The organism is Billgrantia sulfidoxydans, assembly GCF_017868775.1.
In the GTDB taxonomy this organism is placed as follows: domain Bacteria; phylum Pseudomonadota; class Gammaproteobacteria; order Pseudomonadales; family Halomonadaceae; genus Halomonas; species Halomonas sulfidoxydans.
In genome coordinates this window covers 3,387,688-3,414,335 of record NZ_CP053381.1, presented here as the reverse complement: position 1 = coordinate 3,414,335, position 26,648 = coordinate 3,387,688, and the positions used below count along the sequence as shown (strand labels likewise).

15 protein-coding genes are annotated in these 26,648 nt (G+C 68.7%); 3 read left to right on the top strand and 12 right to left on the bottom strand.

All coding sequences use genetic code 11. The annotated features are described in order from the left end of the window. Window positions 1-15: 15 nt before the first annotated feature. The 10 genes from glgB to HNO51_RS15690 all read right to left on the bottom strand — a co-directional run bounded on the left by glgB (window position 16) and on the right by HNO51_RS15690 (window position 20,582). Window positions 16-2,238 (bottom strand): 1,4-alpha-glucan branching protein GlgB, encoded by a 2,223-nt coding sequence (gene glgB, locus HNO51_RS15735; RefSeq protein ID WP_197448190.1) that lies wholly within the window; start codon window positions 2,236-2,238, stop codon window positions 16-18. Continuing rightward, the gene (treS, locus tag HNO51_RS15730) at window positions 2,231-5,581 is read right to left on the bottom strand and encodes a maltose alpha-D-glucosyltransferase (RefSeq protein ID WP_209537831.1); all 3,351 of its coding nucleotides are present in this window, start codon (window positions 5,579-5,581) and stop codon (window positions 2,231-2,233) included. Before treS ends, glgB begins: the two co-directional genes overlap by 8 nt. 28 nt (window positions 5,582-5,609) lie before the next feature. After that, complete coding sequence (locus HNO51_RS15725; protein WP_209537830.1) at window positions 5,610-7,637, bottom strand: alpha-1,4-glucan--maltose-1-phosphate maltosyltransferase; 2,028 nt, start codon at window positions 7,635-7,637, stop codon at window positions 5,610-5,612. A 54-nt stretch (window positions 7,638-7,691) separates the two neighbouring features. Further along, window positions 7,692-9,896: a glycogen debranching protein GlgX gene (gene glgX, locus HNO51_RS15720; RefSeq protein ID WP_197448187.1), complete on the bottom strand. Its 2,205-nt coding sequence runs from the start codon at window positions 9,894-9,896 to the stop codon at window positions 7,692-7,694. Between the two features lie 39 nt (window positions 9,897-9,935). Continuing rightward, a complete protein-coding gene (locus HNO51_RS15715) occupies window positions 9,936-10,706 on the bottom strand; it encodes a DUF2934 domain-containing protein (RefSeq protein WP_197448186.1) in 771 nt (256 codons plus the stop codon). 10 nt (window positions 10,707-10,716) lie between these two features. Continuing rightward, complete coding sequence (gene treY / locus HNO51_RS15710) at window positions 10,717-13,500, bottom strand: malto-oligosyltrehalose synthase (protein ID WP_209537829.1); 2,784 nt, start codon at window positions 13,498-13,500, stop codon at window positions 10,717-10,719. Continuing rightward, window positions 13,493-15,613, bottom strand: coding sequence for a 4-alpha-glucanotransferase (gene malQ, locus HNO51_RS15705; RefSeq protein WP_209537828.1), 2,121 nt, complete (start codon window positions 15,611-15,613; stop codon window positions 13,493-13,495). Before malQ ends, treY begins: the two co-directional genes overlap by 8 nt. Next, window positions 15,610-17,424 carry a malto-oligosyltrehalose trehalohydrolase gene (gene treZ, locus HNO51_RS15700; protein ID WP_209537827.1) on the bottom strand — a complete coding sequence of 605 codons (1,815 nt, stop codon included), beginning with the start codon at window positions 17,422-17,424 and terminating at the stop codon, window positions 15,610-15,612. Before treZ ends, malQ begins: the two co-directional genes overlap by 4 nt. After that, complete coding sequence (gene glgA / locus HNO51_RS15695) at window positions 17,421-19,040, bottom strand: glycogen synthase GlgA (RefSeq protein ID WP_209537826.1); 1,620 nt, start codon at window positions 19,038-19,040, stop codon at window positions 17,421-17,423. The genes treZ and glgA overlap by 4 nt, the downstream gene beginning before the upstream one ends. A 585-nt stretch (window positions 19,041-19,625) precedes the next feature. Next, on the bottom strand, window positions 19,626-20,582 hold the full coding sequence (locus tag HNO51_RS15690) for a sulfurtransferase (protein WP_209537825.1): 957 nt from the start codon (window positions 20,580-20,582) through the stop codon (window positions 19,626-19,628). A 293-nt stretch (window positions 20,583-20,875) separates the two neighbouring features. Here HNO51_RS15690 and HNO51_RS15685 point away from each other — a divergent pair, with 293 nt between their 5' ends. The 3 genes from HNO51_RS15685 (at window position 20,876) to HNO51_RS15675 (ending at window position 24,310) form a co-directional block, all read left to right on the top strand. Beyond that, window positions 20,876-23,215 carry a PqqD family peptide modification chaperone gene (locus HNO51_RS15685; protein WP_209537824.1) on the top strand — a complete coding sequence of 780 codons (2,340 nt, stop codon included), beginning with the start codon at window positions 20,876-20,878 and terminating at the stop codon, window positions 23,213-23,215. A 128-nt stretch (window positions 23,216-23,343) separates the two neighbouring features. After that, window positions 23,344-23,622, top strand: coding sequence for a hypothetical protein (locus HNO51_RS15680; protein ID WP_197448179.1), 279 nt, complete (start codon window positions 23,344-23,346; stop codon window positions 23,620-23,622). 94 nt (window positions 23,623-23,716) lie between these two features. Next, window positions 23,717-24,310: a hypothetical protein gene (locus HNO51_RS15675; RefSeq protein ID WP_197448178.1), complete on the top strand. Its 594-nt coding sequence runs from the start codon at window positions 23,717-23,719 to the stop codon at window positions 24,308-24,310. On the opposite strand, the gene HNO51_RS15670 is transcribed toward HNO51_RS15675, so the two are convergent. Further along, window positions 24,300-24,935, bottom strand: coding sequence for an ATP-binding cassette domain-containing protein (locus HNO51_RS15670; protein ID WP_197448177.1), 636 nt, complete (start codon window positions 24,933-24,935; stop codon window positions 24,300-24,302). The genes HNO51_RS15675 and HNO51_RS15670 overlap by 11 nt on opposite strands. Then, window positions 24,932-26,626, bottom strand: a complete 1,695-nt coding sequence (locus tag HNO51_RS15665) for an ABC transporter permease (protein ID WP_197448176.1) — start codon at window positions 26,624-26,626, stop codon at window positions 24,932-24,934. Before HNO51_RS15665 ends, HNO51_RS15670 begins: the two co-directional genes overlap by 4 nt. Window positions 26,627-26,648 lie beyond the last annotated feature (22 nt).

Below are 26,648 nucleotides of genomic sequence, written 5' to 3'. Positions count from 1 at the left end.
TCGTCCCCGGCCGGCTCAGGCCGGCCCGGCAGGAGTCAGCATGACCACTGCCAGCGGTGGAAGCGTCATCGTCAGGCTGGCGGTCTGGCCATGAAGGGGCGCGTCCTCGGCGTGCAGTTGGCCCAGATTGCCCAGGTTCGAACCCCCGTAGCATTCGGCGTCGCTGTTGAATATTTCCTCCCAGCGGCCCGGCCGGGGCACGCCCAGGCGGTAGCCTTCACGGGGAATCGGCGTCAGGTTGGCAACCACCAGCATGGGCTCGCCCGCATGGCTCACACGCAGCCAGGCGAATACGCTGTTGGTCTCGTCATTGCTCACTATCCACGTGAAGCCCCAGGGCTCGCTATCGCCCTCGTGCAGCGCCGGATATGCCCTGTAGAGGCGGTTGAGGTCGGTGAGTAGCCGTCGAACCCCGGCATGGCGTGGTTCGCCGAGCAGCGACCAGTCGAGTTCGCGGTCATGGCTCCATTCGCGCCACTGGCCGAATTCGCAGCCCATGAACAGCAGTTTCTTGCCCGGCTGGGACCACATGAGCGAGAGATAGGCGCGCAGGTTGGCGAACTGCTGCCACTCGTCGCCAGGCATCTTGCCGATCAGCGAGCCCTTGCCGTGCACCACCTCGTCATGAGAGATCGGCAACACGTAGCGCTCCGAGAAGGCGTAGACCATGGGGAAGGTCATGACGTGATGGTGAAAGCGGCGGTGTATGGGGTCCTCGCGGATATAGCTCAGCGTGTCGTGCATCCAGCCCATGTTCCACTTGTAGGCGAAGCCCAGCCCATCCTCGCCGGTGGGCCGGGTGACGCCGGGCCAGGCGGTGGACTCCTCGGCGATCACCATGGCGCCCGGGGCTTCGTCGGCGACGACTTCGTTGAGATGGCGCAGGAAGTCGATCGCCTCCAGATTCTCGTGGCCGCCGTACTTGTTGGGTATCCACTCCCCCTCGTTGCGCGAGTAGTTGCGATAGAGCATCGAGGCGACGGCGTCGACGCGCAGCGCGTCGACATGGAAGTGGCGCAGCCAGTGCAGCGCCGAGGCGAGCATGAAGCCGTGCACTTCACGTCGGCCCAGGTTGTAGATGAAGGTATCCCAGTCCTGATGGAAGCCCTCGAAGGGGTGCTCGTACTCGTAGAGGGCCGTGCCGTCGAAGCGCGCCAGGCCATGCGGGTCGGTGGGAAAGTGGGCCGGCACCCAGTCGAGTATCACGCCGAGACCCGCTTGGTGGCAGGCATCGACGAAACAGGCGAAGTCGGCCGGCGTGCCGAAGCGACCGCTGGGGGCGAACTGGCTCAGCGGCTGGTAGCCCCAGGAGCCGCCGAAGGGGTGCTCCATGATCGGCAGCAGCTCGATATGGGTGAAGCCCATCTCGAGCACGTAGGGAATCAGGTGCTCGGCCAGCTCCTGCCAGCGGTAAAGTTCGCCGTTGTCGCCACCGTGCTTGCGCCACGAGGCGGCATGTACTTCGTAGACGGAAATGGGCCGGTCCGGTGCCTGCGCCGAGCCGCGACGGGCAAGCCACTCCTCGTCGTGCCAGACGAAGGGGGTGGTGTCGGCCACCACGGAAGCCGTACGGGGAGGTGTCTCGGTGGCGAGCGCCACCGGATCGGCCCGCAGTCCGAGCGCACCGTGAGCGTCGAGGATCTCGTACTTGTAGGCCTCTCCCGGGCCGATGCGTGGGATGAACAGCTCCCACACCCCCGCGGGGTGGCGCAGGCGCATCGCATGGCGGCGCCCATCCCAGCTGTTGAAGCTGCCCACGACCGAGACTCGGCGAGCATTGGGCGCCCACACGGCGAAGCGAACCCCGCTGACACCCTCGATCGCCATGGGCTGCGCCCCCAGGCACTGCCCCAAACGACGATGCGTGCCTTCACCGATCAGGTAGAGGTCCATTTCGCCGAGCAGCAGGCCGAAGCCGTACGGGTCCTCGGTGAGCTGTTCGCCGCCGGGCCAGCGGATGCGCAGGGTATAGGGGGCCGCATGGGGCAGCCAGGCGGCGAACAGTCCCGGGATCTGCATGGCGGTCAGGCAGCAGCGGAAGCTGCCGTCCTCGCGGTCGAGCACGTCGACCCCCAGGGCGCCGGGAAGGAAGGCTCTCAGGAAGTGAACACCCTCGCGCTCCTGGACACCCAGGATCGAGAACGGGTCGCCGTGGGTGCCACGCGCCAGGGCCTCGGCCTCTTCCTCCGGCAGCCACAGGCGCCTGTCCGGCATGGGCCTGGCGGTGAAGTCATTCATAGGGCTCTCCTTCGCTCAACTGCTCCACGATCGCTGCCAGGCCACGCAGTGGCACGCCTAGCCAGGCAGGACGATTGGAAATTTCGTAGGCGATCTCGTACGCGGTCTTCTCGAGCACGAACAGGTCCACTGCGGCAGCCGCGCCCGCCGGATGCTGCCACTCATGCGGCAGCAGCTCGGTGGCCTGCCAATAGGCATTGAGGAATGCCTGGCGAGCGCGCAGCAGGCAGCGTTCCGCCACCTCGTGCCCGCCGTCGGCCATGACCATGTCACCTTCGCCGCTGGGTGGTATCTCTTCCACTCGAGCGAAGGCGTAATCGAACGAGCGCAGCATTCCCGCGACGTCCCGCAGCGGGCTGTCCTTGGCTCGCCGCTCCTTCAGCGGCCGATCGGGCTCGCCTTCGAAATCGATGATGTAGGCATCGTCATGCGCCACCAGCACCTGGCCGAGGTGCAGGTCGCCATGGATCCGGGTGAGCAGACTGCCCAGGGCGAGAGCGGCGATAGCATCGATGGCGGCCGTGAGCGTATCGCGGCTGGCCAGCACCTCGCCTATCAAGCGTTGTTCGGCCTCGGCGCACTCCGGCCGGTGGCGCTCGAGCAGCGCCAGGGCTTCTTCGACGCGCTCCCGCACCCGTCGTGTCCACTGTTCGACATGGTCCTGCGTGGCAAGCTCGGGGCGGAACGCCGGGTCGTCGCTGGGGGAGGCGAGTACCGCATGCATCTCGCCCAGCCGCTTGCCCAGGGTGACGGCAAAGGCCTCGAGCTCCTCGCAGGCGCCGTAGCCCGACTCCTCGAGCAGGCGGTCCTGCCCCAGTTCCTGGTCCGCTGTGGCCTCACGCACTGCGCGCGCCAGCGTGGCACGCGACCAGGCCCAGGCATCGCCCTGGTTGTCGATGAAGCTCTGCAGCAGCATCAGCGTCTGGGGCACCCCCTTGGCGTCGAAGCGGGCCACTTCGCCTTGCAGGGCCGCTATGTGGGAAAAGCCGCGTTCGGTGAGATAGCGGCCGATCTCCGCCTCGGGATGCAACCCCGGCTCCACCCGTCGCAGCAGCTTGAGTACCAGTTGACGACCGATGACGATCGAGCTGTTGGACTGTTCCACGCTCTGCTGTTCCACCTCGGGGGACTCGGGCAGCTCCAGCTCGCTGAACACCGCGGTGGGCAAGAAGCGGATCTCGCCGACGTCGCACGGCAACTTGGCGCATCGGCGCATGGCATCGAGCACCGCCAGGCCAAAGGCGTCCAGCGTCAGGGCATCGGTCAGCAGCCCCACTTCATGGAAGCGGCGCACACGGGCCATGGCGAGCTGCTGGGGGAGGGCGCTGGTCTGCTCTTCCTCGCCGAGAAACGCCAACGGCAACTGGTAGCGATCGGTTCCCTCGGCGTGCTGGACCTCCAGTTCCGCGATCAGCAGGCTGTGCTGGCTATGCTCGAGGCGGGCCACGTAGAGCAGGCGCACCTGGTCGATGCGGGCCTGTTTGGTGGCGAACCAGCGTCGCTTGGGCAGATAGCTGGGCAGGGTCTCGCGCTCGAGCAACTGACGCGCCGGGGCCTGGAAGATCTCCTCGAGACGCCGCTTGATGATCAGCGTGACGTATTCGGGCATGGGCTCGGGTACCGGCACGTGCCATTCCGGCATGGCGGAGGGCGGCGCCAGCAGGAACCAGAAGAAACCGTAGGGCGGCAGGGTGAGCAGATACGGCACGCGCCCGATCGGCGGAAAGGCGCTGCCGCCGACCATTTCCACCGGGACCTGGCCAGAGAAGGGGGACAGGTCGAGCTCCACGGCCTGGGCGGTACGCGCCATGTTGGCCACGCACAGCAGCGTTTCGGTATCGCCGTCGTCCAGTGTCATTTCGCGAAGGTAGGCGAGAATGTGTCGGTTGGCCGGATAGAGTGGCCGCATGGTGCCGCGGCTGAAGGCGCGGTGCTGGGCGCGCACCGCGAGCAGGCGTCGCATGCTGTTCAACTGCGAGTGCGGATCGCGCAGCTGGGATTCGACGTTGACGGCCTGGTAGCCGTAGAGCGGGTCCATGATCGCCGGCAGCACGAGACTTGCCGGATCGGCCCGGGAGAAGCCGCCATTGCGATCCACCGACCACTGCATCGGGGTGCGCACCCCGTCGCGGTCGCCCAGGTAGATGTTGTCACCCATGCCGATCTCGTCGCCGTAGTAGAGCACTGGCGTGCCCGGCATCGACAACAGCAGGCTGTTGAGCAGCTCGACCCGCCGGCGGTCGCGCTCCAGCAGCGGTGCCAGGCGCCGGCGTATTCCCATGTTGATCCGCGCCCGGCGATCGGCGGCATAGTGGTTCCAGAGGTAGTCACGCTCCTTGTCGGTCACCATCTCCAGCGTCAGCTCGTCGTGGTTGCGCAGGAAAATGGCCCACTGGCAGTTGGCCGGTATCTCCGGGGTCTGGCGCAGGATGTCGGTGATGGGAAAACGATCTTCCTGGGCCAGCGCCATGTACATGCGCGGCATCAGCGGAAAGTGGAACGCCATGTGGCACTCGTCGCCGTCGCCGAAGTAGGGCCGGGTGTCCTCCGGCCACTGGTTGGCTTCGGCGAGCAGCATGCGGTCCGGGTAGCGTTGGTCGATCACCGCGCGAATCTTCCTGAGCACCTGGTGGGTTTCGGGAAGGTTTTCGTTGTTGGTGCCCTCACGCTCGACCAGATAGGGAATGGCGTCCAGACGCAGGCCATCCACCCCCATGTCGAGCCAGTACTCCATGACCTTGAGAACCTCGTCGAGCACCTGGGGATTGTCGAAGTTGAGGTCGGGCTGGTGCGAATAGAAGCGATGCCAGTAGTAGGCGCCCGCCACCGGGTCCCAGGCCCAATTGGAAGTCTCGGTATCGAGGAAGATGATGCGCGTCCCGGGGTATTTCTGGTCGGTATCCGACCAGACATAGAATTCCCGCTCCGGTGAGCCGGGCGGCGCGCGCCTGGCGCGCTGGAACCACTCGTGCTGGTCGGAGGTGTGGTTGATGACCAGCTCGGTCAGGACGCGCAGCCCGCGACGGTGCGCCTCGTCGATGAAACGGCGGGCATCCTCCAGCGTGCCGTAATCGGGGCTGACGCCGGTATACTCGGCGATATCGTAGCCATCGTCGCGACGTGGCGAGGGGTAGAACGGCAGCACCCAGATCGTGTTCACCCCCAGGCCGACGATATAGTCGAGTTTCTGGAGCAGCCCCTCGAAGTCGCCGATACCGTCGTCGTTGGCGTCGAAGAACGACTTCACGTGCACCTGGTAGATCACGGCATCCTTGTACCAGAGGGGGTCGTCGAGAAACGCCATGGTGTCGACGGCATGGGTCTCGCTGCTGGCGTCCATCATTGTCGTGTCCTCCCTGCGTTCACCGAGGCTAGCGGACCGGGCGAATGCGCCAGATGGCGAACGGAAGATGGGCCGGATCGAGGCGCATCGACTGCCACTTGCCCTGCCAGGTCCAGCGGTAACCGCTCATCAGATCCTCTCCGTGCAGTGCCGCCTCGTCGGGTAGACCGAATTCCCAGAGCGGCAGCTCGAATGCCCCTTCCTGGGGTTCGAACGGGTCGAGGCTGACGGCGATGAGGATGAAGTTGTCCCGCGTCTCGGTACGCTTGCCGAAAAACAGCAGCCGGTCGTTGTGTACCGGATAAAAGGCCAGGCCCAGGTGGGTCTGCAGCGCCGGATTCTCGCGGCGGATGCGATTGAGCTGGGCGATCTCGTAGCTGATGTTGCCGGCGGCGGTGTAGTCGCGTGGGCGGATCTCGTACTTCTCCGAATCGAGGTACTCTTCCTTGCCGGGCACCGGCTCGCCCTCGCACAGCTCGAAGCCCGAATACATGCCCCAGGCGCCGGCCCCCAGCGTGGCCAGCGCCGCCCGCACCAGGAAGCCGGGGCGCCCCGACGATTGCAGGAAGTAGGGATTGATGTCCGGTGTGTTGACGAAGAAGTTGGGGCGAAATCCCTCGCGCAGCGGTGAGGCGTTCAGCTGCTCGAGGTACTCCGTCAGCTCCGGCTTGGTATTGCGCCAGGTGAAGTAGGTGTAGCTCTGGGTAAAGCCCAGCTTGCCCAGGCGCAGCATCATGTTGGGCCGCGTGAAGGCTTCGGAGAGGAAGATGACCGAGGGGTCGCGGTCGCGAATGTCGGCGATCAGCCACTCCCAGAAGGGCAGCGGCTTGGTGTGCGGGTTGTCGACGCGGAATATCTTCACCCCCTCGTCGACCCATCCCTGTACCACGTCGCGCAGCTCGACCCACAGGGACGGTATCGCCTCCTCGGCATAGAAGTCGACGTTGACGATGTCCTGGTACTTCTTGGGCGGATTCTCCGCATAGCGGATGGACCCATCGGGTCGCCATGAGAACCAGCCGGGGTGCTCCTTGAGCCAGGGATGATCGGGCGAGCACTGGATGGCGAAGTCAAGCGCGACCTCCAGGCCATGATCGGCTGCTGCACGGACCAGATCACGAAAATCATCTCGCGTGCCCAGTTCAGGATGAATCGCTTCATGTCCTCCCTCCTCGCTGCCGATGGCATAGGGGCTGCCGGGGTCGTCCGGTCCGGCTTCGAGCGTATTGTTGGGACCCTTGCGGTGCGTGAGTCCGATGGGGTGGATGGGGGGAAAGTAGAGCACGTCGAAGCCCATGTCCCGGATCAGCGGCAGGCGCTTGTGCACATCCTTGAACGTGCCGTGGCGCTGGGGGGTGTCGGTCTCCGAGCGTGGGAACAGCTCGTACCAGCTCGAAAAACGGGCCTTGGGCCGCTCCACGTCAAGCGGGTAGATGGCGTCGCTGCGGGTCAGGTGGGGGCGAGCGTCTGCCTCGTGCATCAACTGCACCATGTCGGCGTCGAGCAGCAGGGCGACACGCTCGGCATCGGAGCCGAGCAGTCGGAAGCGCTCATGGCTGGCCTCGAGCGCCTCCCTGAGCTCGCCTTCGCTGCGCTCGATCGCCCGGACGAGCTCACGCCGGCCCTCCTCGAGCTCGAGGCCGACCGGCACGCCGGCCTGATGCTTCTTCGACAGCTCGTGGCAGTAGGAGGCGTAAGTGTCCCACCAGGCTTCGATGAAAAAGCGGTGCCGCCCGATGCCGCGCGGGGTGAAGCGTCCCTCGAAGATGTCCAGTCCCGCCGGATGGGCCGGCTGCATGGGCTCGCGATGTCGGCGGTCGGTGGCGTCGTACCAGCAGACCGCCGCCGCCAGGAGATCGTGGCCGTCGGCGAAGATCCTCGCCGTGACCTTGACCGGCTCGTCGACGATGGCCTTGGCGGCGAACCGCCCCTGGTCCAGGGTCGGCTGGACCGACTCGATGGCGATGCGAGGCGCCTGGACGGCCGCCAGGACGTGGCTTGGGTCCTGCCCGCGTGCCGAGCTGCCGACGGGCGCCGTTAACGGAGTTGAACTCATCGCATGTTCCTCCTTTGTCGCAACGCTCGGCCAGGTCCCTCGGCCGATGTTCTCTCACTCCCCGCGATTCACGGGGCCGGCCTCCTGCAGCAGCTCGACCAGCACCAGCGAGCGACCGTCCATGGCGTACTCCTCGCCGAAGGCCCTCAGGGTGTTGTCCGGCGCCGGGCTGCGGCTGGTATCGAGACGGCACACCCAGCCGCTGCCGCGCGGCACTTCGGGCAGGCGAAAGGCGATGGGGTCTGGGTTGGCGTTGAACAGGATCAGCAGCGAACGGTCGTCGCCGGCGCGACGGATGCCCGAGGGCCGCGCACGGCCGTCGAGCAGCAGGCCGAGGCTGCGCGCCTGGGGATCTTCCCAGCGCTCGACGTCCATCTCGCTGCCGTCGGGCGCCAGCCAGGTCACCTCCTTGAGCCCCATCTCCTCGTTGTATTCGCCGGAGAGAAAACGCCCTCGACGCAGGATGGGGTAGTGCAGCCGCAGGCGGATGAGCCGGCGCAGGTAGTCGATCATGTCGTGGGCGTCGCCCTCGAGATTCCAGTCGACCCAGCCGATCTCGTTGTCCTGGCAGTAGGCGTTGTTGTTGCCGCGCTGGGTACGCAGCAGCTCGTCGCCGGCGAGCAGCATCGGCGTGCCCTGGGAGAGCAGCAGCGTGGCCAGGAAGTTGCGGATCTGGCGCAGGCGCAGCGAGCGAATCTCGGCGTCTTCGGTCGGCCCCTCCTCGCCGTGGTTCCACGACAGGTTGTGGTCGTGGCCGTCCTGATTGTCCTCGCCGTTGGCCTCGTTGTGCTTGTCGTCGTAGGCCACCAGGTCGTGCAGCGTGAACCCGTCGTGGGCGGTGACGAAGTTGACCGAGGCGAAGGGGCGGCGGCCGCGGCGATCGAACAGGTCCGCCGAGCCCATCAGGCGTGAGGCGAACTCCGCCAGCTGGCCTTCGTCACCGCGCCAGTAGGCACGGCTGCTGTCGCGGAAGCGGTCGTTCCACTCCGCCCAGCCGGGGGGAAAGCCGCCCACCTGGTAGCCGCCGGGGCCGCAGTCCCAGGGTTCGGCGATCAGCTTGACCTGGCTCAGCACGGGGTCCTGACGACAGGAGTCGAGGAAGCCGCCGCCCTCGTCGAAGCCGTGGGGCTCGCGGCCGAGGATCGTCGCCAGATCGAAGCGGAAGCCGTTGATGCGCATCTCGGTGGCCCAGTAGCGCAGCGAGTCGGTGACCATCTGCAGCACCCGCGGGTGGCTCAGGTTGAGCGTGTTGCCGGTGCCGGTGTCGTCGATGTAGTAGCGCGGCTCCTCAGGCAGCAGCCGATAGTAGCAGGCGTTGTCGATGCCCTTGAACGACAGGGTCGGGCCGAGTTCGTTGCCTTCGGCGGTGTGGTTGTAGACCACGTCGAGGATCACCTCGAGACCGGCGGCGTGGTAGCAGGCCACCATCTGCTTGAACTCGTTGATGTTGTCGCCCGAGAGATAGCGCGAATGGGGAGCGAAGAAGCCCAGGGTGTTGTAGCCCCAGTAGTTGCGCAGCCCGCGCTCGAGCAGGTGCTGGTCGTCGACGAAGGTGTGGATCGGCAGCAGTTCCACCGACGACACCCCCAGCGAGCGGATGTAGTCGACCACCTCGTTGACCATCAGCCCCGAGAAGGTGCCGCGCAGCGGCTCGGGAACCGCCGGATGGCGCATGGTATAGCCGCGCACGTGGGTCTCGTAGAGTACGGTGCGGTCCCATGGCTGCTGGACGAAGGGAGAGCGGCCCCAGGTGAAGGCGGGATCGATCACCCGGCAGCGCGGCACGAACGGAGCGCTGTCGCGGGTATCGAAGCTGAGGTCGCCGTCGGGATGGCCGAGAGTGTAGCCGAACAGCGCCTCGTCCCAGGTCAGCTCGCCCACCAGCTGCTTGGCGTAGGGATCGATTAACAGCTTGTGGGGGTTGAAGCGATGGCCCTCCTCCGGTGCGTAGGGGCCATGGACGCGGTAACCGTAGAGCTGGCCGGGCCTGGCATCCGGCAGGTAGCCGTGCCACACCTCGTCGGTGTACTCGGGCAGCTCGATGCGCTCCAGTTCCTGGTGGCCGGTCGCGTCGAACAGGCACAACTCGACCCGGGTGGCATTGGCCGAGAACAGGGCGAAGTTCACGCCCAGCCCATCCCAGGTGGCGCCCAGCGGAAACGGCGCGCCCTCGCGCACCCGAGAACGGCGGATCACGCCGGGAGACTCGTCTGCCGTCGCTGCCCGGTCGTCGCTGCGCCAGTCTTCCCTCGTATTCATGCTTGCCTTCCTTGTGGTTCGAGGAGGATGCGCCATCCGTCACTCGCTCCCGGAGCCGCTGCGACCGCCGCGCTTGCGTGCCTTGTCGCCCTTGGCTGCGGCAGAGGGCTTGCCGCTCGTCGCCGTGGAGGGTGAACCGGCCTTGGCCGTGGTGGCGGACCGGGCGGCGCCGCGGCGTGACGTCTTGCCCTCCGGTGCCGCCGTCTTGCCCGGCACTTGTGACGTGTCGCTGGCATCGGCGGCGGTCAGTCCATCGTCGTCGCGACGTGGCTGGCGCCGGCGACGCATGGTGGCGGATTCCTCCGGCAGCGGCTCCAGCGGCCCCGCCGAGGGCTCGGGGGAAGTGGCCGGTGCATCCGCTCCGCCCCGGTTGGCGACGTCCTGATCCTGGGCGCCGGTGGCGGTGGCCTGCTCCGCCGGCAGCGGTCGGGTCGAGGCCGCCGTGGGTTCGGGCTCGTTCGTGGCCGGCCCGGGGCTGGCGCGATCCTGCACCGGCGGGTCGCGCCCCACGTCGCGGTCGTCGCGGTAGGGCAGCTCATCGAAATCGGGCTCGCCGTCGGGGGAGTCCAGCGGCAAGCGATTCTCCTGGATGCCGGTCTCGTCGTCCTCCAGCGGCAGGTCGTCCTCGAGCAGGGGCGGCTCGTCCACCGGTTCGCCGACCTCCTCCAGCTCGGCGTCGACGCCTGCTTCCTCTTCGGCGATGACGATCTTCAGCGCCATGTCCCAGTGACGCTGCTGCTGGCCCTCGGGGCGTCCCTCCGACTCCCAGATCTGGTAGGCCAGGTTCCGTACGCGCTCTTCGTCAGCCATCCTAGCTCTCCTATTGACTCTGTGTGTCGCGTAGATAGATGCCGACGGGAAAGGCACTCAGCAGCTCCCCGGCGGCGACTTGCTCCTTGGTTACTCTCAGCGTGGTACCGGTCAGCGCGCATTGCCAAGCGCCATCCCTTCGATCCGGCAGACGAAGCCGGGTATCGCCCCAGCGCGATGGCGACACCTGGGGCCGCTCGGCGCCCGCCAGCAGCGCCGCGGTCAGGCGCGGCACCGCCACCAGCAGCTGCCGGCCGTCATGCTCGCGCAGGAAGCCGACCAGGCGCTCGCCGTGGTCGCCGGCGCTCTCCAGCTCGCGGTAGCCGCCGTGGCGAAACAGCTCGGGCCAGTCGTGGCGCAGTGCCAGCAGGCGGGCGATCAGGGCTTGCTTGACGCCACCGTCCTGCCAGCTCTCCAGCGCCGTGACGGGCGCTAGATGGCGGTCCTGCGCGGCCTGGCGTGCCGCATGGTCGACCGGACGCCGGTTGTCGGGGTCGACCAGGCTGTGGTCCCAGAATTCGCCTCCCTGGTAGAGGTCGGGCACCCCGGGAACGGTCAGGCGCAGCGCCGTCTGGACCAGGCCGTTGAGCGCGCCCGGCAGGTCCAGCTCGCGGGCCGCCGCTTCGAGTTCCCGGCACAGCGCGGGGGAGGCCAGCAGCCCCTCCAGATAGGCGCGGCAGGCGCTCTCGTAGGCCTCGTCGGGCCACAGCCAGTGCGTGCGCAGCTTGGCCTCGCGCAGGGCCTTCTGCTGCCACTGGGCGAGGCGCTCGGCAAAGCGGCGCATGGCTTCGGTGTCGTGGCGCTCGAGCGTCGGCGGCCAGGCGCCGAGCAGGACCTGATAGAGGATCAGCTCGTCGCCGGGGGAGGGGGCAGACCCGTCAGGCAGCGCCTGGCGCAGCGGGGCAGCCAGGTCGCGCCAGCGCTCCACGCGGGTGGCGAAGCCGCCGGCGTTCTCGCTCAGCGCGGCCAGGCGGGCACGCACGTCTTCGCCGCGCTTGTGATCGTGGGTGGCCGTGGCGACCAGGCCGTGGGGAAAGTGGCGCGCGCGCCAGGCGTTGGCGTCGTGGAACCAGCGCGGCGAGTGACTGAAGTGCTCGCCGTCGAAGCCGACGTCGTTGCGCGAGATCAGCGCCGCGCTGCGATAGCCGGCGGTGTCTTCCACGGCCTTGGCGGCCACCGGCGAGGTGAGCTGCTGGAAGCGCACGATGGCGCGCTGGCGCAACCAGCGCTCCTCGGCGTCCCCGGCGTCGGCGGGTGCCTCGCCGCCCAGCCAGCGTTCCAGCCACGCCAGCACCTCGGCATCGGGCGGGCTCAGCTCGCCGCGAGCGCCGGCCATGGCCTGGTCGAAGAAGGGCGCGTCGAGTTCGGGGCGGCCGCCGTCGTCGGCGTAGGTGCGATAGACCGGAAAGTGCACGACCAGCGCCGTCAGCGCCCGGCGCACTGCCGCCAGGGTGATGTCCCGGGTGGCCAGGGCGTGGCGGGCCACCGCATGCAGGGCACGCGCGCAGGCCTCGAACTCGCTGGTCAGCAGGGTCGTGAGTACCTCGCGACGGGCCAGGCGCACCTCGGCGGGGAAGTCCGGTTCCCGGCCGCTGACGTCGCGCCATAGGCCGCGCAGCGGCTCGGCGCCGGCCGGGTCGTGCTGCAGGGCGGAGATGGCGTTCATCAGCTCGTAGCCGGTGGTGCCGTCGACGCCCCAGTCGCGGTGCAGGGTCTCGTCGGCGGCGAGGATCTTCTCGACATAGATCGCCACGTGGCGCACCGCTTGCGGCGGCCGCCGCTTCTGGCACTCGCCCAGACGGGCCCGCAGGCGGCGGCAGTAGCCGCGCGGATCGGCCAGGCCGTCGACGTGGTCCACGCGCAGGCCATCGACCCAGCCCTGCTCCACCAGGCGCAGGGGCAGGGCGTGCACGGCCTCGAACACCTCGGGTCGTTCGATGCGCAGCCCGCCGAGCTCGGTGATGTCGAAGAAGCGCCGCCAGTTGATCTCGTCGGCCCCGGTGCGCCACCAGGCCAGGCGGTAGGCCTGCTGTTCCAGCAGGTCGTGCAGGCGGATGGCGCCGCCGCGGGTGGCGCCGTCGAACAGCGCCAGGGCTCGAGCCAGCGCCTGTCCGGCGGCCGGGTCCGCCAGTGCCTGGCGCAGTGCGTGGCGGCACTCGGCCACGGCGGTGTAGGCGTCCTCGCGCCGCTGCAGGGCATCGAAGCGCGGCGCCAGGTCCCACAGCGCCGTGTGCTCGGCCAGGCGCAGGATGTCACCATAGCGGCGCGGGTCGAGGGGGAAACGATGCTCGTGGTAAGCGATATGGAAATCCATCGCTTCGGGCTCGTGGCGCAGCACCAGGTCGCCGCCGTGCAGGGCGTCGGCGTAGGGCGTGCCGAGGAAAGGCAGCAGCAGCTTGCCGGCGAGCAGCGGGTCGGGCGAGTGCCAGTCGATATCGAAGAAACCGGCATAGGGACTCGCCCGGCCCCAGGCCAGCACGTCCTGCCACCAGGGGTTCTGCGAGCCGCCCACCGCCACGTGGTTGGGCACGATGTCGAGGATCAATCCCATACCATGCTCGCGCAGCCGTGCCACCAACCGTTCCAGCGCCGCTTCGCCGCCGAGCTCGGGGTCGATGCGGGTGGGGTCGGTGCCGTCGTAGCCATGGGGCGAGCCCACGCGTGACATCTGCAGCGGCGAGGCATAGACATGGCTGATGCCGAGCCTGGCGTAGTAGCCCACCCACTCGGCGGCATCGTCGAGGGTGAAGCCACGATGGAACTGCAGGCGTACGGTAGCGCGAATCTCACTCATCGTGCCCCCCTTCCTGGATGTCGTGGGCGGCTTGTCGGCGCGCCTCGTCCAGTACCTTCAGGCGCTCCCTCGTCTCCGGCGAGGCGAGCAGGCGATCGGCGTCGTCCGGCAGGCGCCGCCGCCAGTTGGGATGCTCGTCGAGGGTGCCCGGCAGGTTGGCCTGCTCCTCGAGACCCAGGGCATCCTCCAGCGGCAGCAGCGTGAGCGGCGCCGGTGTTACGCCAAGGCGACGGACGCAGGCATCGAGCACCTGCGAGGCGGGCAGGGCGGCGGCGTCGAGAGGCGCTTGCGGCACGTGATCGTCGACCAGGCGCAGCGCCCGAGCCAGGCGCGACCGCTCGATGCGGCGCTCGGCGCGTTCGCTGTCGGCATCCTGGTTCTCGCCGAGCAGGCCAAGGCGGCTGCGCCACTCGATGTCGCGCCCCGCCCACCAGCCGGCCAGCGTCGGCAGGTCGTGGGTCGAGCTGGTGGCGACCGCGTGCCGCGACCACTGCCCCGGCGCCAGGAAGCCGCCGTCGTCGTCGCGTTCGAACCACAGCACGCGCATGCCGAGGATGCCGTGGCGTGCCAGGCGCTCGCGAAAGCCGGGGGCGACGGTACCCAGGTCCTCGCCGATGACGATGGCGCGGTGGCGCCAGGACTCCAGCGCGACCAGGCGCAGCAGGTCGTCGAGCGGATAGCGCACGTAGCCGCCCGCGTCGGGCGGTGCGCCGTGAGGCACCAGCCACAGGCGCATCAGGCCCAGCACATGATCGATGCGCAACCCGCCGGCATGGGCGAAGCCGGCCCGCAGCATGTCGATGAAGCTTCGGAACCCCGACCGTACCAGCCCTTGGGGCGAGAAGGGGGCGAGCCCCCAATCCTGGCCGTGGACGTTGAAGGTATCCGGTGGCGCACCGATCGACAGGCCCTCCAGCATCTCGGTCGGGCGGCTCCAGGCCTGGCTGCCGGCCGCGTCGGCCCCCACGGCGAGGTCGGCGATCAGACCGATCGGCATGCCGGCCTCACGGGCCGTGGCCTGGGCGCGGGCCAGCCCCTCGCTTGCCAGCCACTGCAGAAAGGCAGGGAAGCCGACTGCGTGGGCATGCTCCTCGGCGAAGCGTGCCACCCCGGGGCTTGCCGGGTCACGCAGCGCCGCCGGCCACTGGCGCCAGTCGCGTTCGCCCCGGGCCTGCTGCAGGGCCTCGAAGCGGCAGTGTGCCTCGAGCATGGCGCCGCCCCGTTCGCGAAAGGTCGCCAGGGCCTGGCGGGCGCGCCGTGCCTCGGCGTCCTCGCGCTGCATCACCTCGTCGTACAGCGCGCGCAACCAGGTGAGCTTGGTGTGCGCCGCCCGGGGCCAGTCGATCAGCTCCTGCGCTTCGAGCTGGGCCCGGGTCTCGGCCAGACCGCTGCGCTCGATGGCCGCCGCCACCGCTGCTTCGCCAAGCAGCGACTCGGGAGCGGCGTGCAGGGCGTGATAGTGCAGGCGGCTCGAGGGCGAGTAGGGGCTATAGTGGTTCACGTCGGCGCTGAACATGGCGTGCGTCGGGCTCACGGCCAGCGCCGCGGCGCCGGATTCGGCGGCGTGGCGTGCCAGCTGCTCCAGGGCCAGGGTATCGCCGAGACCGCCGTCGCCAGGCCGGCGCAGGGCATAGAGCTGCGCCGCCAACCCCCACCGGCGTGGCGACTCGCCGGCGCAGGCATCCGCCAGGGTGAAGCAGCGCGGCGGGGCCACGGCCAGGGTCAGCTCGACGTCGGCGAGCTGCAGGCGGTGGTAGCCGGGCGCGTCGACGGCGGGCAATGCCCCGTGGTCATCGTCGAGCGTACCCTCCCGGCGCTCGCCGCTTTCCAGTACGAGCCGGTAGCGGGTTCCGCGAGGAAGCGGCGACGGCAGGGGCGTTGTCGCCCCCTGTTCGGCGGTAAGCAAGGGCGGCCACTCCCGCGGCAAGGCGGGAGGCCGCAGCCGCTCCAGGCTGGCCGCGATCTCGGTTGCGCTGCCGGCGGGGTGACCGAGCCGAGCCAGCAGCTCGCGCTGGACGGCGTCACTGAGCCGGCGAGGGCGGCCCTCGCTGTCTTCCCATTCGACGATCAGGCCGGCCGCGGTGGCCAGTCGTTCCAGACCCTCCTCGCTCATGCGCAAAGCTCCTCGTCGCCCGGTACGTGTTTCAGCCAGGCCGCGGCACAGCGTGGCGGCAGGCTGCCGCTCTCGGTGGCGACCGCCACGCCCTCACGGGTCTCAAAGAGACACCGGCCGACACCGAAGGCGCGGGTGGCCGCGGTTCGTTCGCCGAGGTTCATGGCGATGACCAGCCGGGTGTCGTCGTTCATCTGCCAGCGGGCGACGACGGCGCCCTCGGCGAGTGCTTCGGCACCCAGCGCACGGGCGCCATCCAGGCGCGGCACGATCTCGGCCTGGCGAATCGCCAGCAGGCAACGGACGAAGGCCCGCCATTCGGCATGGGGGGAGGCATCGCGAACCTCGATGTCGGGTTTTGATGCCTCGTAGGTGGCCATGTCATTGGGATCGGGAATCGCCGCGCGCGAGGCAGGATCCTGAAAGGCGCTGAACGCGGCAAACTCCGCCCGGCGGCCCTCGCGCACGGCCTCGGCCAGTTCGTCACGGTGGTCGGTGAAGAACAGGAAGGGGCGCTCGCTGGCCCACTCCTCGCCCATGAACAGCAGCGGCACCATGGGCGAGAGCAGCAGCGTCAGCGTGGCGGCTGCCAGCGCCTGCGGCTCGGCAAGCCGGGTCAGGCGCTCGCCCAGCGCGCGATTGCCGATCTGGTCGTGGTTCTGCAGGAAGGCGACGAAGGCGGTCGGCGGCAGGTGCGCGCTCGGCGTGCCGCGGGGAGTGCCCTGCCGGGTGGCGTCGCCCTGGTAGACGAAGCCCTCGCCCAGGCAGCGCGCCAGCTTCTGCGTCGGGGCCTCGGCGAAGTCGCCGTAGTAGCCTTCGCTCTCGCCGGTGAGCAGCACATGCATGACGTTGTGCCAGTCGTCGTTCCACTGCGCGGTGAACAGCCCCGGGCCCAGCAGGCCGGCGTCGTTGTGCTCGTTCTCCAGTACGAGGTGCACGTGGCGTCGCGGGTCGATGCGGCTGCGCAGCGTCTCGGCCAGCTCGCGCAGGAAGTCGCGTTCGCCGATGGCATGCACCGCGTCGAAGCGCAGGCCGTCGAAGCGGTACTCGTCGAGCCACATCAGCGCGTTCTCGATGAAGAAGCGACGCACCATGGGCTGGCGGAAATCGATGGCCGGCCCCCAGGGCGTCTGACGGTCGTCGCGAAAGAAGGCGCCGGCATAGCGCGGCAGGTGGTTGCCGTCGGGACCGAAGTGGTTGTAGACGACATCGAGGAAGACCATCAGCCCCAGGCCATGAGCGTCATCGATGAAGGCCTTGAGCGCACCGGGATCGCCATAGGTCTCGTCCACGGCGTAGGGCAGCACGCCGTCGTAGCCCCAGTTGCGCGCCCCGGGGAAGGCAGCCACCGGCATCAGTTCCACCGCCGTGACGCCGAGCTCGGCCAGGTAGGGCAGCTGCTGGCGCGCCCCGGCCAGGCCGCCCAGCGCCCCCAGGTGCAGCTCGTAGAGCACCGTCTCGTGCCACGGGCGGCCCCGCCAGTCGGCATGGCGCCAGGCGTGATGATAGGGGTCGACCACCATGCTCGGCCCCTCGACGCCTCCCGCCTGGGCACGGGAGGCGGGGTCCGCGATCGCGATGCCCTGCGCCGCGCCGTCGACGTGGACACGATAGCGGTAGCGGGCGCCGTGATCGCAGGGGGCCTCGCCGACGAAGCGCCCTTCGCCGGCGTGGGTCATGGCGATGGGCGCGAGGCCCTCCACTTCGAGGTCGACCCGGCTGGCGCTGGGTGCCCAAAGCGAGAACTGCGTCCACTCCGGGCCGATGACCTGGGCGCCGAAGCTGTAGTGAAATCGCTCTGCTTCGTTCATCCCGTGGTGCGTGCCTCCACACCCGCTTCTTCGCTGATGCGCTGGTAGAGCTGCGTATAAGGGGCGATCGACTGGCGCCAGTGATAGCGGCCGGTCATGGCCGCCCGCCGCATGGCGTAGAACAGCTCCGTGGAGTGATAGACCGAGAAGGCCTGCTGGATCGCCTGCATGAAGCTGGCCAGGGTGACCTTGTCGAACAGGAAGCCGGTCACGCCGTCCTCGATGGTGTCGGCCAGGCCGCCGGTGCGGTGAGCGATGGGCAGGGAGCCGAAGCGCTGGGCATACATCTGGCTCAGGCCGCAGGGCTCGAAGCGCGACGGCATCAGCAGGAAGTCGCTGCCGGCGTAGATGCAGCGGGCCTCGTCCTCGTCGAAGCCGATATAGGCGCCCACGGCCCCCGGATAGCGTTCGGCCAGGCGGTCGAGCTGGGCCTCGACGCGGCGCTCGCCGCTGCCGATGAAGACCAGCTGGCCGCCGGCCTGGACGATGCTGGGGGCCGCCTCGATGACCAGGTCGACCCCCTTCTGGTGCACCATGCGCGAGACCATGGCGAACAGCGGGCCGGCGCTGGGGGCCAGGCCGAAGCGGTGGCGCACGTACTCGGCGTTGGCGCGCTTGCCGCGCCAGTCGTTGGCCGAGAAGGCCTGCACCAGGTGAGCATCGGTGCGCGGATCCCAGGAGTCGTCGATGCCGTTGGGAATGCCGCTGAGCCGGCCCTGCTCCGCCTTGCAGCGCAGCAGGCCATGCAGACCGCAGCCGAACTCCGGGGTGGTGATCTCCTGGGCATAGGTCGCGCTCACCGTGGTCACGTGAGAGGCATAGACGATCCCCGCCTTCATGAAGGAGAGCTTGCCGTAATACTCGAGCCCCTCGATCTGAAAGGCATCGTCGGGAATGCCCAGGGCGGCGCAGCGCGACGCGTCGTACAGGCCCTGATAGGCCAGGTTGTGGATGGTGAACACGCTGGGGACGTGGCTCCCCTGCCACTGCAGGTAGGCCGGTGCCAGGCCGCACGTCCAGTCGTTGAGGTGCAACAGCTGCGGCTGCCAGTCGAGCCCGGCGTGGCCGGCGGCGATCTCGGCGGCGGCCAGCGACAGCCGGGCGAAGCGAATGTCGTTGTCGTCCCAGCCGCTGCTGCCGTACCCGCCCGGTCCGGTGCCGTAGGGCCCTCCTTCGCGCTCGTAGAGTTCGGGGCAGAGCAGCACGTAGATCACCAGGCCGTCGGCGCAGGTCATCTCGCCGACCTCGCAGGCCGGCAGCTCGGCGTAGGCCGGGAGCCGGCCGACGCGGCGGATCTCTTGTGACGAGGCGATGACTTCACGGTAGGCCGGTAGCAGAATGCGAATGTCGTGGTGAGCCGCCAATGCCCGGGGCAGGGCGGATGAGACGTCGCCGAGCCCTCCGACCTTGACGAAATCGGCGATCTCGGCGGTGACGAACAGGATGCGCTGCGAAGGAAGGTTCGGCGTGCCGAATCCGAACGGCTTGCCGCGATCGCGCCCCCCCTTCGTGCCGTGATACACCCCAAGGGGCAGGTCGTCGGTGGCCACGATCGAGCGACCTGGCCTGTCATTTTTTGTTTCGGAATCGATACCCTTCAGTGCCACATTGCCCATTGTGACGGACCTCCCTGTAGTGGCATGGCCAATACGCCGCGATAACCCCCTTTTGCCAGTATGAAACGCTTGCTTTCGGGCTTTTCCTGGCCTCGATAGTAAGCTGGTCAAAAGGTGACGTTGCATAGGTATAGACGATGAATCCTACTGCGGCGAAGAGAAATGCTCACATAACTTAGGTAATGAAATCTCAGAGGGGAGGCGGGTCGGACTCAGCCGGGCCAACAGCGAAAAGGAAGGAAAGCGGGGTTTACAACGTGATAAGGCTCCTTGACTCGCCGTCACAGTGAGCGGGGCCTGGCGCTGCGCGGCGACACGGAAACGCGCTGGCTTCACCCGCACTCAGACGAAAAAAGAGGTAGGTCGTCTAGGTGGGGTTGGTAGGCCTTTCTTCTGATGTTTTTTAGCAAATCGTGTGATTGCCTTGCTGTCTGTAACGCAGAATAGATGCCAGTGTCCCGCCGCCAAGGAGTCGGCTCGTTCCGCTGTCCCGGGTCGAAGTGGTGGCCGCTCCGGGACAGCGGCTCGAACGGCTTAGGGGGCTGTCGCAGGAGTGGAACCGCTGCGCAGCGTGGTCATTGCGATTCAATCGAGCAGTTCGCCCACCCTCAGGGTGTCGCGATCGGCCAGCTGCACCGGACGGGAATCGTCGCGGGTCCAGGCGGCCATGGAGCCGTCGTACATGGTGACGTTGTCGAGCCCTCCCACCTCGCTGAGCTGAAACCAGCCGCTGGAAGCCCAATGCCCGGTATTGCAGAAGGCGACGGTGGGGGCCTCGCGATCCAGCGCCAGGGCATCGATGGCCGCCGTCAGCCGCTCGGGCTCCAGGTACCAGGCGCCGTCGCGTTCGACCAGGGCGTCGTGGTGGGGCAGGTTCACGGCGCCGGGGATGGTGCCCGGCACGCGAGCGGCGGGCGATTGCTCCTCACCCCGGTAGAAGCCCTCGGGGCGGGCGTCCACCAGCTGCTCGCCGGCCTGGCGGGAGGCTTCGACCTCCTCGTCGGTGGCCAGCAGCTCCTCGCGCAGCGTCGTGCTGAAGGAGACCGCCTCGGGCGGGTCGACCGGGCCGCTGGCGGTCTCGAAGCCCTGCTGCTCCCAGCCGGCGAAGCCGCCGTTGAGGATGGTCACCTCGTCATGGCCGAGTGCCTTGAAGGTCCAGTAGACCCGGGCCGCGCTGCCGAAATCGGTCGGACCGGTGCCGGCGGGCACGACGACCACGGTGGTGTCGTTGCCGATGCCCAGGCCGCCGATCAGCTCGGCCAGGCTTTCCTCGTCGGGCATCAGCCCGGCCACGCCATCGCGCTCTTCGCGCCAGCCATCCTCGGCATAGTTGCTGTAGCGGCTGCCAGGAATTCGGGCGGCTTCGAAGGCGGCACGGTCGCCGCCGTCGTCAATGGCGGAGCGCACGTCCAGTACCACGAGATCGTCATTGTCTCGTTGGCCATCGAGCCACTCGGCATCGACCAGGGGAGAGGGGTGCATCGCCTGGGCGGTACCGGCAAACGCCAGTGCGCCGGCCGCCAGGAACAGAGAGATTCGCATGAGTCCATCCTCCTCGCTGGGGATGGAAGGAGCCTAGGTCGGTGGTGCTGGTCTCGCAACGTTTCGTCGAGAACGCTTTCCGTCGGACACATTCCCCAGGGGAATAACGATCCGGACCTCACCGGCGACAGCGTGGCGATTGGCTGCTATCGGTTGTAAGGAACGCGCAGTCGTGGCGACACAGCCTGAACGACAAAGGAGGGGCCTCGGGATCTGCCAGGCCCCGGCGGTTGCCGGTCACGCCGCGAATCCGTGGCGACGCCCCGACAAACAAGACACAGGAGAACGCGAGCATGACGGAACAGCAGCCGCCCCCGCGGCGTTTCTGGCTGGCGGGCAGGCGGGCCGCCGAGCAGGATCGGTTCTTTCGCGAGGCCCTCGAAGCCCGGGGCTGGGAAGAGGGCGACGCGCAGCAGTGGGACAGTGCGTGGGTGACCGGCATGCCCGAGCCAGCCCAGTTCCGCAACGCCTCGCCCCGGCGCCGCATCAACCACGTTCCCGGCAATGCGGCGCTGACCGTCAAGAGCCGGCTGCACGAGAGCCTGGCGAACCTGCGCACGCGCATGGCCGAAGGTTTCGGGGCGCAGCATCCCTTGACCTCGAGGCTGGATTTCTTCCCTCGCGCCTATGTCATGCCGCACGACTATCATGCGCTGCAGCAGGCCGCTCGGGGCAATCCCGCCCAGCGCTGGATCCTCAAGCCGACCAATGCCTCCAAGGGCAAGGGCGTACGGGTGCTGCGCGACGTCGGCGAGGCGCCGCTGGCGCCCGACTGGCTGGTCCAGGAGTATCTCGACCAACCGCATACCATTCGGGGGCACAAGTACGTGCTGCGGCTCTACGTGCTGATCGCCTCACTCGCGCCGCTGCGGGTCTATCTCTATCGCCAAGGCTTCGCCAAGCTCGCCTCCGAGCCCTGGGACCCGGACGACGCCGACAACCCCTACAGCCAGCTGACCAATCCCGACATCAATGCGCTCAACACCCGCGCCGAGGTGCCGGTGGAGTTCATCGATCTCGACCGCTACCGCGCCTGGCTGCGCGAGCAAGGGCACGACGACGCGGCGCTGTTCGCGCGCATCGAGGAGCTCGTGAGTCTTACCGCCATCGCCGGGGTCGATGCGATGCGAAGCCGTACCGCCGCCTTGGGCGCCGATCCCAGGGGCTGCTACGAGCTGCTGGGGCTCGACTGCCTGATCGACGACACCCTCAAGCCGTGGATCCTCGAATGCAACCTGAGCCCGTCGCTTGGGACCTGTGCCGCACCGGAAAGCGGCGGGCTCATCGAGGAGGGGATCAAGGGCGACCTGGTGCGCGACCTGATCGCGCTGACCGGCCTCGCTGACGGCGATGCTGCCGAAGCCCCCGACCCGCTGGCCGAAGCCGAGGCGGAGCTGGCCAGGGCCGGCGGCTTCCAGCGCCTGCTGCCCGCCGCCGACCCCGAGCGCTACCTGGCGTACTTTCCCCTGCCGACGCCTGAGGACCTGGCGCTGGCCGATGGTTTGGCCGGCCGCCGTGTGCCGCGTCCCAAGCTGATGCGCCGTCGCGTCAGCGAGGTCTACGACGACCAGCAGTTGGCCCTCTACGACGCCGAGAGTGGTCGCCTCTATCGCCCCAACGACACCGCGGCGTTGATCTGGCTGCTGGCCACCGAGGGGCTCGAACCCGAGGTGATCGTCGAGGCGCTGGGGGCGGCGACCGCCGAGGCGGAGGATGCCCCTGGCGCCGAGTCGTTGCGCGGAGAGGTGGGGTCGACGCTTGCGGAGTGGTGCCGCCTGGGCCTGCTGTGCCAGCGTGGCGACGAGGGGATCGCGCTGCCGGAACACGATGCTGCTGCTGGCGCACCGTCGGCGAATGACGAGGCCGGCCAGACGGTGCTGCTGGCCCATGAGCAGCGGCGCTGGGCGTTGGAGGTGGCCGACGTCGCTGCCATGGAGCACCTGCAGGCGGGGTTCGGGGACGGGCTCCTGCCGCTCTCCGCCGAGGCGGCCCGGGAACTGCCGCGGCTGGCGTTGCTGAAGGCGGCGGCGGGCTATGCCTTGGCCTCCGATGACACGCTGATCGCCTCCCGCCTGACGCTCCCAGCCATCGTGCCGGCACTGACGGAGTTCCTGCTGCGTCAGGCCGCGGGGCCGGGGCAGCCGGTGATCGACGCCCATCTGGTGGTGACGCCGGCGGGCAGCGTCGCGCTATGCGTCGCCGGCGAACCCCAAGCGCGGGAGGCGCTTGCCGCCCTGCCTTCGGCGCTCCGCAGCCGGTTCTCCCGTGGCGTCAGGCTGACGGCGGAGGGCGAGGAGGTGCGTCTGGAACCGCTCGGCCTGCCAGGGCCGGGAGCCGGTTGGAGCGAGGCGGAAGCTCTCCCGATGCTGCCACGCGAGCTGCCGGTCTGGGTCATGGCCGGCACGGAGTCCGCCCCCGCTACCCCCACGCCGCTGTCCCGGCTCGACGCCCTGGGGGTGCTGCTGCCGGGCTGTCGCACGGCAGGCGGCGTGCCCCCTTCGGCGGAGACGATACAGCAGCTGGACCGCTGGCTGGAGGGTAGAGCGTGCTGGACGGTCGGCGTCGAATCCACGCTGACTCAACTGGACGTCTCCCAACCCACCCCGGCCGACTCGATGGCGGCCGGGAACTGAGCAGCCGGTGACCCACCATGTGGGCCACCTGTCGAAGCGAGCTCGATGAGCCCGTTTCGTTGCCAGGCGGCGTGACAGCCCTATGCTGCATGCCGCCTTCACATCAAGACCCTGAAGGAGAAGACGATATGACAGAGCACGAGGAGAAGCGCCGCACGCTGCTGAGCCGGCTAAGCCGCCGTCTCGGCTACGCGGCCCCCGCCTTGGCGCTGGTGGCCAGTGGCGCCGCGCTGCAGGCCTCGGCCGACGAGGCCGGCACGCAGCCGGCCTACACCAGTGGGCAGGAGGCGCCGCTGATGCTGGCCGAAGCGCACGAGGAGAAGAAGCCTGAAGCGGAAGGTGAGCCAGAGGGCGAGGCCGAGGGCGAAGCGGAAGGAGAAGCGGAAGCCGAGGCCGAAGGCACCTAGGGATGTCTCGTCCCGCCGTGTTCCGTGCCGGGCACTGACGTGACCCGGTACGGAGCCGGCAATCCGAGGCCCGTCCACCCAAGAGGAAAGGCGCATGAGCGAACCACAAGACACTGCCTGTCTCGACAGCCTCATCGAGGAGAACCGGCTGGCCCTGCATCAATTGCAGACGTTCCTGGAGCGGCTGGCGCCCGCCGTCTATCGGCACGCCTTCGGCCCGACGAGGCGCCAGAGCCTGGGCAAGCACGTGCGCCATATCCTCGACCACTACGATGCCCTGCTGGCCGGCGCGGGAGTTGGCAGTATCGACTATGAGAACCGCCGGCGGGACCAACGGCTCGAAGCCGAGCCGTCCTTGGCCGTTGCGAGGCTTGTCGCGATCGGCACCGCGCTGTCATGCCTGGAGGCGCATCAGTCGGCCACGTTGAGGGTGCGATACCCCGTCGAGGGGGCCAGCGGATGCCTGTCGTTGACCACCAGCCTGGCGCGCGAGCTGGCGTTCTTGACCAGCCATACGGTGCATCACATGGCCCTGCTGGGAATGATGGCGGAGAGCCTCGGCGTGACCCTGCCGGCGCATTTCGGCGTCCACCCATCGACGCTTCGATTCTGGCAGCGAAGTGCAACCCCACCTCAGACAGGCTCCTTCGCCAGGTCGAGCAAACCCAGGCTCGCTCTCAGTGACTGAGTTCGATCACCCGGCCGCCGGTATCCTCGGCGTCCTCCCTGTCATGGGTGACGAGCAGGCTGGGCAGGCCCGCCTCGCGCAGCCGGTCGAAGACCAGCCGGCGCATGTCGTGGCGTAGCGGTCGGTCGAGCTTGGAGAAGGGTTCGTCGAGCAGCACGGCGCAGGGCTCGGCGAGCAGCAGGCGCATCAGGGCCACACGCGCCTTCTGACCGCCCGACAGCGTCGCGGGATCGCGCGACCCGAAACCTCCCAGGCCAACCTGCTCCAGCGCTGCCTCGATTCGCCCTGCCTTGTCGGGGACGGCGCGGGGCATGCCGAAGCGCAGGTTGCCCGCGACCGAGAGGTGCGGAAACAGCAGCGGGTCCTGGAACAGCAGGCCGATGCCGCGCCGTTCCGCCGGCAGCCGGCTGATGTCGCGCCCGTCGAGCAGGATCCGTCCGCTGGCCTGAAAGGACGGTGCGAGAAAGCCCGCCAGGTAGGCCAGCAGGGTCGACTTGCCGGAGCCGGAAGGCCCCATGACGGTGAGCACCTCGCCTGGGCCGATTTCGGCATCGAGTGACAGCAGGGGCGACCCGACCAGAGCGATATGGATATCCTCCAGCACCAAGTGGTGGGATGTGTTCATAACGACCCTCGCATGCCGCGGCGGTTGGACCAGAGCAACCGCGGCAGGCCCACGGCAATGAGAAATCCCACCAGCGGCAGGCTGGCCTGGACCAGTGCCCATACGCCGATCACCCGGCGGTTGCCTCCGGCGGCCAGCGACACCGCCTCGGTGGTCACCGTGGCGATGCGCCCGGCCCCGAGCAGCAGCGTGGGCAGGTATTGGCCGATGCTGACGGCGAGACCCACGGCACCGGCGGTGAGCAGCGGGGCGAGCAGCATGGGCAGGCGCACGCGCCAGAACACGGCGTGGCGGGAGGTGCCAAGGCTAAGGGCGAGCTGCGACCAGCGCGGGTCGAAGCGACGGTAGGCTTCCGAAAGGGACAGGAACACGTAGGGCAACACGAACAGCAGATGACCAAAGATCACCAGCCATAGCCGTGGCCGCGTACCCAGCGACTCCATCACCACCACCAGGCCGAACAAAAAGGCGATCTGCGGCACGATCAGCGGCAGATAGAGCAGCGTCAGCGCCGAGAGCAGCTTGCCCTCGGCCGGATGGCGCCCGCTGCGCTGCTCGTTCTCGAGCGCCGCCAGCGTCAAGGCCAGGGCGATCAGCGTCGCGCCGATGGCGATGAGCGCCGTGGTGGCGACCGGCCCTGCCAGGGTTGGCAGGGCGCGCAACCAGTGAGCGGCGGTCACGGCCTGGGGCAGGGCATCGGGAAAGCGCCATAGGCCCGCGATGGAGCTGAGCGCGAGACCGGCCAGGCCCACGAAGGCGGTAAGCGAGGCGAGCAGGATCAGCCCCTTGCCCGCCAGGCGCAACGGCTGCTCGCCCTGGCCGCGTCCACCGCGGGCGAGCCAGGCCCGACCCAGCCGGGCGACGAGGCCCTCCAGGCACCACCAGACGGCGAGCGCCGACGCCGTGACGCCGAGCTGCAGCACGGCGCCTGCCGAGGCCACCAAGCGCCGGGAGAGGTCGGGGTCCTGGTACCAGGCCAGGATCGACACGGCGAGGGTCGGGGGCAGCGTCGGGCCGAGGATCAGGGCGACATCCACCACTGCCGTGGCGTAGGCGATCACCGCGTAGACCGGCAGCCGTATCAACGGATAGAGCGCCGGGACCACCACTTTGAGCCAGGCGGTCATGGGGCGATAGCCGAGCGAGCGGGCCATGGCCACGCGTCGCTCGGGATCGAACTGGGGCAGGGCGGCGAGGCTCATCAGCAGCAGGAACGGGATCTCCTTGACCACCAGGCCGGCCATCAGCGTCAGCCCCCAGGGGTCGTTGACGATCAGCAGGTCCGGCGGGCGTTGCCAGCCGGACAGCTCCGGCGAGACCAGCCGCGCCAACAGCCCCGAAGGGGCAATGAGGAATGCCAGGCCGAAGGCCGCGGCGGCATGGGGGAGCGACAGCAGCGGCGCCACCATACGCCGTATCCAGCGATCCAGCCGGCTGCCCGACACGCTGGCCAGGAACAGCAGCACCACGGCGAGCGATACGGCGGTGGTGACCAGTCCGCTGGCGAAACTGACCGCCACCGAACGCGCCAGCCCCGGCTGGGCGAACAGTTCGCGCCAGGGGGCCAGGCTCAGGCGTTCGCCGCCCAGCGCCGGCAGATAGCCGAAGGCAGGCAGCAGCGCCATGGTCAGGCCGGCCAGTATCGGGCCGACCAGCAGCGTGACGATCAGCAGTGGGGCGAGGCGCAGCATCAAAGCGCGTTACCTGCCGCCA